We start from the raw sequence: 11188 nt of genomic DNA on the forward strand, positions 1-11188 counted from the left end.
TGGTTGCTTTTCGTGGCCAGCGCGCAATGCGCATTCTGGTCACGATCGAAGGCCCTGCCGCGATGAACGTCGGTGGCATAACCCGAGGGGTCTCGGTTCGGAACACGACAGAAAGGAATCACCGGGTGAAAACGGCTCACCCCATGCTTCCCGCCGTAGTCAGCCCCCACCGTAGCAGTCTCTGTAGGGGCATGCCAGCCGGGCATCGCGGCAGAGCGGGCTTTAGAGTGTCTCTGGCTCAGCCTCTGGGCTGCCGCCAGCGTCTTTCTCGTCACGCCTTGGCACGATGAGGTCAAAGAGCCACGAGAAGACGAAGGCGTAGACAAGGAAGAAGACCATGAGCCCGATGTCGAGCAAGAAAGCCTCGAGGAGCCCGACGCCGAGCAGCAATGCCATGGCGGGTACGAGAAAGACGACGAGGCCCGCCTCGAAGCCGAGCGAGTACGCGATGCGGCGCGGAACCGTTCGCGTTTGTGACGGCTGGCGGCGCTCCCACGCCTCAAAGAGGCTCGTCCAAATAAAGTTCCAGGTCATGGCGATGACCGACGACACCACGGCCGTCGCCATCGCGCTCGAGCCGCTATGGCCGAGGGCTGAAAAGGTAAATGCCACGAGTGAGATGGCGAGCAGCTCGAAAACGAGCACGTAGACGATTCGACGCACGATGGGCGACATGGTTCCTCCCGAGTGTTGAGCATGGGAAGTCCTTGCGGGTTCACGTCCATGGCACATGAAACATGGTGTGGCTGAGCCACGGGCGAAGCGCTGAGGCGGTTCGTTCAGGAAATCTTAGCAACGGTCTGCTGGGCACGTGCACAGGCAAGCTCCGACAAAACCGGGGCGATGAGGGAGGGCGACTAAGCGGTTTGTACGAGGTGCTCGGTCGCGGCTCCCGGCGCTGTAAAGCGGGCCGCAACATCGTGAATGAGGGCCTGCAGAGCGGCTCCCGCGTGGGTCGGCGCCATGTCGGTTCGCCTCGCGAGGCTCACGGTGCGGGTGAGGTCTGGCTCGACGAGTGGGGTGACGCGAAGGCTTGGCCGGTCAACCGTGATCATCGCGGGCACGACCGCGACGCCGAGGCCGCGTTCGGTGAAGCGCAGCGCGGCGTCCATCTCGGCTCCCGTTAACGCAACATTCGGCGTGAGGTCGGCTGCCAACATGGCGGTATCGATAGCCCCGCGAAGGTCGTAGTTGTCGGGAAACATGAGTTGAGGAACGGTTGCGAGTTCCCGAAGGGTGACTCGCTGCTCGCTCTCAAATGGTGTGGGGAACGCGCCCCCTGAGACAACGACGAGGCGCTCGAGCAGCAGCGGCTCCAGTTCGAGCACGGCGCGGTCGGCGCCAGAAGAGAGGCTTGTCACGATGAGTGCGAGATCGAGAGACCCCTCGATGAGGGCAGAGATAAGGCTGCGCGAACCGCTCTCGACAATCTCTAGGTCGATGCCCGGGTGGCTCGCCTGAAACTCTGTGAGTACCTCGACCACGAGGCTTGTGCACAGGGTGGGAGTCGCCCCGAGGCGAATGCGACCGCTTCGAAGGCCTGCGAGCTCGGCCATTTCGTGGTGGGCCGTCTCGGCATCGGCGAGCATACGTCGTGCGATGGGTAGTAGTCGTTCGCCGGCAGCGGTGAGGGTCACATTGCCGCGCACCCTGTTAAAAAGCTCAATGCCGAGGTTCTGTTCGAGCGATGCGATCTGCCTGCTGAGCGACGGCTGGGCGAGGTGCAGCTGGTCTGCGGCCCGCGTAAAGTTGCCGGTTTTGGTGATTGCCACGAAACCACGCAGCTGTTCAAGATTCATGTCAATAGCCTAAACGCATTGTTCTCATGAAAACAATGCATTGGAGTAATTGAAAGATCAGATCTAGCGTGGGGGCCATGGAAAAAGAGACACCACAACCAGAGAGAATGATGACCACCGCGGTGCTCGTCATTGGCACCGGCGGCGCGGGGCTTCGCGCGGCCATCGAGCTTTCAGAGCAGGGGGTGCAGGTGCTCGCGGTCGGCAAGCGTCGTAAGCACGATGCGCACACCACCCTCGCAGCCGGTGGCATCAATGCCGCGCTTGGCACGATGGATCCTGAAGACAGCTGGCAGCAGCACGCGGCCGATACGTTGCGCGAGTCGTACATGCTCGCTGATCCGCACATCGTTGAAATCGTCGCCAAGAACGCGGCCCAGGGAATCGACGATCTCGACCGCTGGGGAATGCCCTTCGCGCGTGAGGAAGACGGGCGCATCAGCCAGCGCTTCTTCGGCGCTCACCTCTATCGCCGCACCTGCTACTCGGGCGACTACACGGGCCTCGAGATTCAGCGCACCCTGCTCAGGCGCGCGCAGGAGCTGCAGGTTCCCATCATCGACAGCGTGTACATCACCCGCCTGCTCGTGGCTGATGGCCGAATCTTTGGTGCTTACGGCTTCGACATTGTTGACGGAACCCCCGTCGTTATTCACGCTGACGCCGTTATTCTCGCGGCCGGCGGCCACACCCGTATCTGGCGCCACACCTCGAGCCGACGCGACGAAAACACGGGTGATTCGTTCCGCCTCGCAGCCCTCGCAGGCGCCAGGATTCGCGACGCCGAGCTCGTACAGTTCCACCCCTCGGGGCTGCTCGAGCCCTCAGATGCTGCTGGCACCCTTGTCTCAGAGGCGGCCCGCGGTGAGGGTGGCGTGCTGCGCAACAGTGAGGGCGAACGCTTCATGGAGCGTTACGACCCCGTTCGCAAGGAACTCTCGACTCGCGACCGCGTAGCACTCGCGAACTACACCGAGATCACCGAGGGGCGCGGTACCGAGAAGGGCGGCGTGTACCTCGACGTATCGCATCTGCCGCGTGAGCAGATTCTTGAGAAGCTGCCCCGCGTGTACCGCAACCTCATTGACATGCAGATGCTCGACATCACGAAGGAGCCCATCGAGGTCGCACCGACCGCTCACTATTCAATGGGTGGCGTTTGGGTGAGTGCCGACGAGCACCGCACCGGTGTCGATGGCCTCTGGGCGATCGGCGAGGCAGCGAGTGGCCTGCACGGCGCGAACCGGCTCGGTGGCAACTCGCTCATTGAGCTGCTCGTGTACGGCAGGCTCACGGGCGGCGACGCCGCGCAGTACGTGCAGGGACTCACCGAGGTGAAGCGTGACCCGGCCATGGTGCACGAGGCGCGCGAAGAGATGCAGGCGCTGCTCACGGGCGGCGGCGAAGAAAGCCCGAGGCTCTTGCAGCGCCAGCTCCGTGACCTCATGACCGAGCACGCCGGCGTCGTGCGAAGCGAAGAGGGGCTGCTCGAGGGCCTGCGCAAGCTCGCCGAGCTCGAGACCCGCGCGGGGCACGTGACGGCTCACCCCGACATTGCAGGCTTCGACGACCTCGCCCACGCCTTCGACCTCTACGGCTCGCTCCTTGCCGCCCGTGCGACCCTCGAGTCGGCGCTCGAGCGCCGTGAGACACGCGGCTGCCACAACCGCTCAGACTTCCCTGAGCAAGACGACGCGCTGAAGGGCAACATGGTTTGGAGCCCGTCGACCGGCGTGGTCTTCGAGCCCGTGGCCGAGGCCCCCGAGTGGCTGAATAAGCTCGCAAACGAGTGGATCGACGACTCGCCCGAGGGCAAGCTGGCCGAGTAACAGACCGTTCCCGTGCGAAAGCTCCTCCTCAGAGCGTTCGCACGGGAACCTTTTCATTTGTGCGGCTAGCGTGTGATGAGCACGACGACAATCGAGACACCCGAGGAGTGACATGTCGCCGAGAACCCTCTTTCTCATCTTTGCTAACGCCGAGATGGTGACTTGGGCGGGACTTATCGTGGCCCTGGTGCTTCGGGCTACCGGTGTCACCGCTGCCGCCGTACCGATTGCGGGAGGCGTTCACGGGTTTGTGTTTCTCGCGTATTGCGTCTCGACGGTGCTCGTGTGGGTGAACCAGCGTTGGCGAGCCGGGCTTGGCATCGTGAGTCTCGTTATCTCGGCGGTGCCTTTTGCGACCGTTCCTCTCGAGATTGCGATCAACAAGCGCGGGCTGCTCAGCGGCCCGTGGCGGCTTGCTCCCGGAGGCGACGAACCACGAGGCCTCATTGAACGTACGCTAGCGCTCGTCTTGCGCAGACCTCTCGTGTCGTTGCTTGTGCTCATTGCGGTCGTTATCGCGGTCTTTTTCGCGCTCCTGTATGTCGGGCCTCCGGTCTCCCGCGATTAGTCGATGAAGCCTCGCTCCCGTGCCTCATGCACGGCCCTCGAACGGGTGTCGACCTGAAGTCTGGTAAACAGGTGCGAGAGATGACTCTTGACCGTCGCCTCGGTCACAAAGAGTGCCTTGGCGATTTCACGGTTGGTCGCTCCCGTCGCGAGAAGTGCGAGCACATCAATCTCGCGTTCGGTGAGCTTGGGCGGCGGGTTACGCACCCCGTGCAACACCCGCGTCGCGTGCTCGGGTGAGAGCACGATCTCACCGCGCGCTGCCCGCTCGATTGCCTCAGCGATGCTTTCTGGCTCGGCATCTTTGAGTAGGTAGCCAGCGGCCCCCGCCTCGATGGCGCCGATCACCTCGGCGTCGCGATCGAAGGTGGTGAGCATGAGCACAATCGGGGCGTCGTCGAGTTCGCGCAGACGCTTTGTCGTTTCAATGCCGTCGATTCCGTCACCGAGCCGTAGATCGCACAGGACGACTGCGGGGGCAAGGTGCTGTGCGAGGCTGAGCGCCTCTTCGCCCGTGGCCGCTTCAGCGACGATCGTGAGTGAGGGGTGTGCGCTCAGCACAGCCCTTAAGCCGCTACGCACAACGGGGTGGTCGTCGACGAGAAGAACGGTGATGCTCATGAGACCTCTTTCGGGGTGAAACGGTGCATGGGAAGAAACGCTGAGAGCGCTGTGCCCTCGCCCGGCATGCTCTCGATCTCGAGACCGCCGCCCAACTCGCGGAGTCTTGTGCGCATGAACCGCAGCCCGAAGCTCGCGGCACTGCCGTGGGGCTCTTGGTCGCGTGCGGCCCAGAGGTCGTGGTCGAAACCGCGGCCGTCGTCGATGATGTCGAGGCGAACGGTGTCGCTTGCGTCGATCAGACTCACGACAACGTGTGAGGCCTGGGCATGCTGTCGCACGTTCGCGAGGGCTGACTGGGCGGTGCGCAGCAGTGCGATTTCGGTCTCGGGCGGCAGGGCAGGGAGGGACCCATCGATCGCGAGCTGTGTTGCAAGGTCGGCTTCTTCGGCGAGTCGGTCGAGCATGCGACGAAGCGCGCTCGGGAGGGCACCCTGCTCGAGCTCGGCGGGGCTGAGCGCCGCGACGATGCGCCTGACATCGGCGAGGCTTTCGCTCGCGAGGGCCTCGATTTGGCCGAGGGCCTTTGCCGTGCCACTCGTTTCATTGAGCGGATCACCTGCCGCGTGCGCGATGAGTTTCACCGATGAGAGTGACTGAGCGACGGTGTCATGGAGATCACGGGAAATGCGAGTGCGCTCTGCAATTGCGCCCGATTCGCGCTGCGCCTGGGCGAGTTCGTCTTGCAGAGACGCCATTTCTCGCTGCGCTTCGGTGAGCGTGCGCACAAGCCGTTCTCGTTCTTCGGCATCGTGCAGCAACTGAAGGTAGCCGCGAGAGATGCCGAGCGCGAAGGTGCCGCCGACGAGGGGGCCAACGATGCTCGCGAGCGAGATGGTGCCGTCGTGGGCCAGCGGCGCTCCGATCGTGACCACGAGAATACACGCAGAGAAGGTGAGGGCCGCGCCAAGCGAAAAGAGGTGGCCGGCGAGCAACCAAAGAAGGAAAGCGAGCCAGACGAACTCCGGCGAGAGTGCGACGGTGGCGACCCAGACGAGGGCGAAGCTCACGAGCCACCACGTGAGGGGAGCGCGCCCGGCGTCGCCAGAGGGAAGGAACCCGCCTGCCGCGTGCCACGCCAGGAGCGTGAAGCCAGCGGCGAGGGCCCAGCCGACGGGTGTTCCCGTCTGCACCGCCCTCATGACGCCGACAGCCGTGAGCAGCAGGGCCATCCCGTGCTGCCCGAGCTCCATGGCTCGCACCGTTCGAGCCGACGGCGATGAGTCGTCTGGTTCAAACGGTGCGAGCGGAGTGCGTACGAGGGCCATGACCCTATTCTCTCGCCTTCGGTGCGGGGCTACCAGGCCACCACACCTTCTCGCCCACGATGCTGAACACCGCGGGCACGATGACGGTGCGCACGACGAGGGTGTCGATCACGACGCCGAGGCCCACGATGAGGCCGAGCTGACCGAGCGTCACGAGCGGGAGCACGCCGAGGGCCGCAAACACCGCGGCAAGAACGATGCCAGCGCTCGTGATGACGCTGCCGGTATGGGTGACGGCCTCGACCATCGCGTTTCTCGTGCCGAGTACCCCGGCCTCTGAGCGGGCGCGGTGTACGAGAAAGATCGTGTAGTCGATACCGAGCGCCACGAGAAAGAGGAAGGAGAGGAGCGGTACCTGCAGGTCGAGCGCCTGTTGTTCGAAGAGCGTGCGACTGAGCCAGGCTCCCGCCCCCACCGCCGCGACCGCGCTCGCGATGTTGATGACGATGAGCAGGAGCGGAGCGACAAACGAACGCAGTAGCACGAGGAGCACCAAGAAACTGACGGCGAGAATGAGCGGTGCAATGACGAGCAGATCTCGTGCGTTCCCGTCGCGCGCATCGACGTCGGTAGCCACGGCGCCGCCGACGAGCGCGTCTGCCTCTGGCACCGCGTGCACGGCTTCGCGCAGCTCACGAATCTGTTCGAGGCTCTCGGCGGTACCGGGAACGTGCTCGCTCGTGACCATGACCTTGACCATCCCGGCTTCGCTCGGCTCTCCCACCGGGTGAGCACGTACGATGCCGTCAACATTCGCAGCGGCCTCGACGACCTGCGGGGTGGTATCGGTCTTCGCGACAACCCAGATGGGCTGCGCTTCGCCAGCGGGAAAGTGTGCGCTGAGCGTTTCAAGCCCCTCGGCCGACTCAGACTGCACGCGAAACTTTTCGACCTGGTTGAGCCCGACGCTCGTTCCAAGAAGCCCCGTCGTCATGATGCCGAGCAGACCGAGCCCAGCGACAAGGCTCACCACAGGGCGACGACTCACCGTCGTAGCGATCCCCCGCCAAACATTGCGTTTCGCAGGCTCAGGCGAGCCGGGCGCAGCAGGGTGTGGCACGAATGGCCAGAAGATCTTGCGACCACTGAGCGAGAGGATGGGAGGGAGCAGAAAAAGCACGGCGCCGAGCGCGATCGCGAGACCCAGCGCCGACGAGATGCCGAGCCCCTGTGTGCCTGGAATAACCGCGAGCACGAGTGTGAGTAGCGACAGTACGACGGTGACATTTGAGGCGAGGATCGCGGGCAGCGTCGCCCGCCAGGCTTCCTGCAGCGCGGTCCGGTGATGCTCGTGCCGCGTGAGTTCTTCGCGGTATCGAGAAATGAGCAGGAGCGCGTAGTTGGTGCCCGCGCCAAACACGAGCACGCTAATGATGCCCGCGTCAAACTGCAGATTCCAGGCGCTTCCCGCGGCCGCGGTCACACGACCGGCCAAGCCATCGGCCAGGGCGACAACGACAAGCGGGATGAGCCAGAGTACTGGCGAACGGTAGGTCACGATGAGCAGCACCGCGACGATGATGATTGTGACGAGGAGGAGCGTGAAGTCGGCTCCGTCAAAGGCAGAGGCAATATCGGCGCCAAAGGCCGGCCCGCCAGTCACGAGCAGCGTCACCTCGTCTGGGGAAACGGGAGCGATGGCCTCGCGTATCGAGCCGATGGTCTCGGCCGTCTCAGCGTTCGAATCGCCCGTCGTGATGGGCACGATCATGAGGGCCGCTTCACCGTCAGCACTGGTGAGGGGCCCGGAGATCTCATCGGCCGCGTAAGGCTCAAGCGCCGGTGAGAGCAGTTCGATGCCTTCCAACTGCTCTTCGCTGAGGGAGTCTGCGCCGTTCGCGGTCGCGACAACCATAACGCTCTGACGGTCTGCGTTGTCGAACTCGGTGAGCAGCTCGGCGACCTTGGCCGACTCAGAGTCTTGAGCCGACGAGGCATTGAGCGATGGCGCCGTGCTCGAGCCGAATACGCCGAACAGTGCGATGAACACGCCGAGCATGACGGCGAGTGACAGCCACGATGCCCGCGGGGTTGCAATGAAGGCTGCGCGTCTGGCGCGCGGGGGAATGTTTTTCATACCTTCCACCTCACCAGCCGAGCGGCGATACCTCATCGGGGGTGCGGCGGGTTTTCATCTCACCCAAAAGGTTGAGACGGTCGCGGGTTGCTCGCGGCAGAACACGGTAACGTACCCGTATGACCCGAGCCGAAAACGCGCACAAGGCACCGCGTACCCGCATCGTTGACGCGCTCATCGCGTTGGTGCTCTGGGCCGTTTCGACGCTCTCACTGCTTGTTTTTGCTGACGGCGGGTTCTCGCTGCGAGCCATCGTGATCGTGGGAGGGCTCTCGGCGTTACTCACTCTTCCCGTGGCGTTTCGGCGAAGCCACACCGTCGCCTCGAGCACTTTGGTCGCGGCGCTCTTTCTCGTGCAGGCGGCTATCGGCTTCCCGCTACTGCCAGCAAACGTCTCGCTGCTCATCGTCGTGCACGCCCTCGCGTACTATGCACCGAGGTGGGCGAGCCTCGGCGGCCTCGGGCTTGCGTACCTCGGCGTCGTTATCGCCTTCTTCCGGTACGACTCGCTACTCTTCGTTAACGAGATGAACACACTCATGCGCGCCATGGTTTGGCTGCTCACGGCAGCGCTCATCTCGGCGGCATGGCTGCTGGGCAACGTACAACGGTCGCGAGCAGCCCTCCTGCGTGAACTCACCGAGCGAGCGAGAAGGCTCGAGTATGAGCAGCAGCAGGAGCGGGCGCTCGCCGCAGCCGAGGAGCGTGCCCGCATCGCCCGCGAGATGCACGACATTGTTGCGCACTCGCTCTCGGTCATTGTGACGCAGGCAGACGGTGCGCGGTACGCCGCGGTGAGCGAGCCCGAGATCGCCCCGCAAACGCTCGGCACGATTGCCGCGACAGCGCGCGAATCGCTGCAAGAGATGCGGCGGTTGCTCGGAGTGCTGCGCCAGGACGAGGTCATGGCGATGGGCCCAGCGCCAGACCTTGCGACGCTTGACAGTCTTATTGCCGAACTTGCAGCCTCGGGCCTCAGCGTGAGTCTCACGAAGGGAAGCGCGCGCAGCGCCCCGCACCGCTTGCCAAAGGGCGCCGAGCTCGCGGTGTACCGTGTTGTTCAAGAGGCACTCACGAACGTGCTCAAGCATGCCGGACCAGGGGTGACCGCAGATGTCAGCCTCGGCTGGGAGCCCGCGGGCCTCCTCATCGCGATCATTGACGATGGCCGTGGCGCTGGCGCAGACCCGACGCCCGAGGGCGGCGGTCACGGGATACGCGGCATGCAGGAGCGTGTGGCACTCTATGGTGGAAGCGTCGTCGCGCAGCCCCGTCTTGGCGGCGGATTTGCGGTGCACGCCTGGGTCCCTTTTGAAGAGCGGTAACCCGACCGGCAGTGATGAGCAGCGACGAGCAGTGAGGAAAACCGAGATGAGCGACGGCAACACCGGGCAGGAGCGCACCCCCATTCGGGTTGCGCTCGTTGATGACCAGCAGCTCGTGCGCGGCGGCTTTCGCATGCTCATTCAGTCTCAGCCCGACCTCGAGGTTGTCGCAGAGGCCGCCGATGGCCGCGAAGCGCTCGAAATACTCTCGCGCGTGACGGCCGACGTCGTGCTCATGGACGTTCGCATGCCGGAGGTCAACGGGATTGAGACGACATGGCAACTGCTCGAACGCGGCGAGGCCGCACCGAAGATCATCGTGCTCACGACCTTCGATCTTGATGAGTACGTGCTTGACGCGATCCGCGCCGGGGCAAGCGGGTTTTTGCTCAAAGATGCCGCTCCAGAAGAGCTGCTCACCGCGATTCGGCGGGTGCACCGCGGCGACGCGGTCATTTCGCCCGCCATGACGAGGCGGCTCTTGCGCCACGTGCAGCCGATGCTTGCAGCGCCACGGCAGGATGCTCCGGTGGGTGGTGAAAGGCAGGGCCGCGCCGCGCTGCAGGAGCAGCTCGCGAGCCTCACCCAGCGCGAAATCGAGGTGCTCAACCACATCGCGCAGGGGCTCTCGAACCAAGAGATTGCCGAGGCGCTTGTCATCTCTGAGCCAACGGTGAAAACGCACGTTGCGCACCTCTTGCAAAAGACCGCCTCGCGAGACCGGGTGCAGGCGGTCGTCTTCGCCTACGAGTCGGGTCTCGTCGTACCCTGACCCCACTCGGGGTTGCCGGTGGTACCAGGGTGCCGGGGTCGAGCGCGGCACTCATCCCTGAGGATGATGCTGCGAAACACGGCCCCATAAAGTTCATCACTGCGGCCGAGAGACCCCGCTACCGCACTCGGCGAAACTGGAATCTGACACACTCAGGAGGATTCCATGGCACATTTGCAGCCCACCACACTTCGAGAGAGCGCCCCGTACCCGGCGGTGCGAGCGCAGGGCCTCGCGAAGCACTATGGCGCGGGTGAAACCGCCGTTGAGGCTCTTCGCAGCCTCGACATCGAGTTTGCGTGGGGCGAGTTCAGCGCCATCATGGGGCCTTCTGGCTCGGGCAAGTCAACGCTCATGCACACGCTCGCCGGCCTTGACACCGCGTCGGGCGGCAAGGTCTTCATCGGCGGTAAAGAAATCACCGGGCTCAAAGATGCCGAGCTCACCGCGCTGCGCCGCGAGCACGTCGGCTTCGTGTTTCAGTCGTTTAACCTCGTGCCAACCCTCACCGCAGAGCAGAACATCCTGCTGCCGTCAGAACTCGCCGGCACGAGCGTTGACCGGGCATGGTTCTCGAACATCGTCTCGGTTTTGGGCCTCGAGGCCCGCCTCGCGCACAAGCCGTCAGAACTTTCGGGCGGCCAGCAACAGCGTGTAGCCATCGCGCGAGCTCTGCTCCAGAGACCCGACGTGATCTTCGCCGATGAGCCCACGGGCAACCTTGACTCACGCTCGGGCGCCGAGGTGCTCGCGCTGCTTCGCCGCAGCGCGCGTGAGATGGGCCAGACCATCATCATGGTCACGCACGATCCGCTCGCCGCATCGTATGCCGACCGCGTGATTCTCATTGCCGACGGTGCAATCGCGGGGGAGCGCTGCGAGGCCAGCCCCGACGAGATTCTCGCCGCGCTCGGAAGTCTGGGGGCGTAA

General features: G+C 64.3%; 10 protein-coding genes. 5 read left to right on the forward strand and 5 right to left on the reverse strand.

Annotated elements, in window-relative coordinates; translation table 11 throughout:
• Positions 1–222: 222 nt before the first annotated feature.
• Both JSO19_RS11315 and JSO19_RS11320 read right to left on the reverse strand, forming a co-directional pair.
• The gene (locus JSO19_RS11315) at positions 223–675 is read right to left on the reverse strand and encodes a PACE efflux transporter (RefSeq protein ID WP_270911779.1); all 453 of its coding nucleotides are present in this window, start codon (positions 673–675) and stop codon (positions 223–225) included.
• 182 nt (positions 676–857) lie between these two features.
• A complete protein-coding gene (locus JSO19_RS11320) occupies positions 858–1799 on the reverse strand; it encodes a LysR family transcriptional regulator (RefSeq protein ID WP_270911780.1) in 942 nt (313 codons plus the stop codon).
• A gap of 77 nt (positions 1800–1876) precedes the next feature.
• Between JSO19_RS11320 and JSO19_RS11325 the strand changes: the two genes are divergently transcribed.
• On the forward strand, positions 1877–3628 hold the full coding sequence (locus JSO19_RS11325) for an L-aspartate oxidase (protein WP_270911781.1): 1752 nt from the start codon (positions 1877–1879) through the stop codon (positions 3626–3628).
• Positions 3629–3740: 112 nt separating this feature from the next.
• Positions 3741–4196 carry a DUF3817 domain-containing protein gene (locus JSO19_RS11330; RefSeq protein ID WP_270911782.1) on the forward strand — a complete coding sequence of 152 codons (456 nt, stop codon included), beginning with the start codon at positions 3741–3743 and terminating at the stop codon, positions 4194–4196.
• On the opposite strand, the gene JSO19_RS11335 is transcribed toward JSO19_RS11330, so the two are convergent.
• Genes JSO19_RS11335 through JSO19_RS11345 form a run of 3 tightly spaced genes read right to left on the reverse strand, consistent with a single transcriptional unit; the run spans position 4193 to position 8161 of the window.
• Positions 4193–4816 carry a response regulator gene (locus JSO19_RS11335; protein ID WP_270911783.1) on the reverse strand — a complete coding sequence of 208 codons (624 nt, stop codon included), beginning with the start codon at positions 4814–4816 and terminating at the stop codon, positions 4193–4195. The two genes, JSO19_RS11330 and JSO19_RS11335, sit on opposite strands and share 4 nt — an antisense overlap.
• Positions 4813–6084 (reverse strand): sensor histidine kinase, encoded by a 1272-nt coding sequence (locus tag JSO19_RS11340; RefSeq protein WP_270911784.1) that lies wholly within the window; start codon positions 6082–6084, stop codon positions 4813–4815. Before JSO19_RS11340 ends, JSO19_RS11335 begins: the two co-directional genes overlap by 4 nt.
• Before the next feature lie 4 nt (positions 6085–6088).
• The gene (locus JSO19_RS11345) at positions 6089–8161 is read right to left on the reverse strand and encodes an MMPL family transporter (protein ID WP_270911785.1); all 2073 of its coding nucleotides are present in this window, start codon (positions 8159–8161) and stop codon (positions 6089–6091) included.
• A gap of 119 nt (positions 8162–8280) precedes the next feature.
• Between JSO19_RS11345 and JSO19_RS11350 the strand changes: the two genes are divergently transcribed.
• The 3 genes from JSO19_RS11350 (at position 8281) to JSO19_RS11360 (ending at position 11188) form a co-directional block, all read left to right on the forward strand.
• A complete protein-coding gene (locus tag JSO19_RS11350; RefSeq protein ID WP_270911786.1) occupies positions 8281–9486 on the forward strand; it encodes a sensor histidine kinase in 1206 nt (401 codons plus the stop codon).
• A 46-nt stretch (positions 9487–9532) separates the two neighbouring features.
• A complete protein-coding gene (locus JSO19_RS11355) occupies positions 9533–10258 on the forward strand; it encodes a response regulator (protein WP_270911787.1) in 726 nt (241 codons plus the stop codon).
• A gap of 165 nt (positions 10259–10423) precedes the next feature.
• On the forward strand, positions 10424–11188 hold the full coding sequence (locus tag JSO19_RS11360) for an ABC transporter ATP-binding protein (RefSeq protein ID WP_270911788.1): 765 nt from the start codon (positions 10424–10426) through the stop codon (positions 11186–11188).

The organism is Leucobacter sp. UCMA 4100 (genome assembly GCF_027853335.1).
Lineage (GTDB): Bacteria > Actinomycetota > Actinomycetes > Actinomycetales > Microbacteriaceae > Leucobacter_A.

Bases quoted from the DNA above. Each gene is read 5' to 3' on its own strand.
- JSO19_RS11335 (WP_270911783.1), bottom strand. From the start codon at position 4,816: ATGAGCATCACCGTTCTTCTCGTCGACGACCACCCCGTTGTGCGTAGC.
- JSO19_RS11320 (WP_270911780.1), bottom strand. From the start codon at position 1,799: ATGAATCTTGAACAGCTGCGTGGTTTCGTGGCAATCACCAAAACCGGC.
- JSO19_RS11315 (WP_270911779.1), bottom strand. From the start codon at position 675: ATGTCGCCCATCGTGCGTCGAATCGTCTACGTGCTCGTTTTCGAGCTG.
- JSO19_RS11350 (WP_270911786.1), top strand. From the start codon at position 8,281: ATGACCCGAGCCGAAAACGCGCACAAGGCACCGCGTACCCGCATCGTT.
- JSO19_RS11340 (WP_270911784.1), bottom strand. From the start codon at position 6,084: ATGGCCCTCGTACGCACTCCGCTCGCACCGTTTGAACCAGACGACTCA.
- JSO19_RS11325 (WP_270911781.1), top strand. From the start codon at position 1,877: ATGGAAAAAGAGACACCACAACCAGAGAGAATGATGACCACCGCGGTG.
- JSO19_RS11345 (WP_270911785.1), bottom strand. From the start codon at position 8,161: ATGAAAAACATTCCCCCGCGCGCCAGACGCGCAGCCTTCATTGCAACC.
- JSO19_RS11360 (WP_270911788.1), top strand. From the start codon at position 10,424: ATGGCACATTTGCAGCCCACCACACTTCGAGAGAGCGCCCCGTACCCG.
- JSO19_RS11330 (WP_270911782.1), top strand. From the start codon at position 3,741: ATGTCGCCGAGAACCCTCTTTCTCATCTTTGCTAACGCCGAGATGGTG.
- JSO19_RS11355 (WP_270911787.1), top strand. From the start codon at position 9,533: ATGAGCGACGGCAACACCGGGCAGGAGCGCACCCCCATTCGGGTTGCG.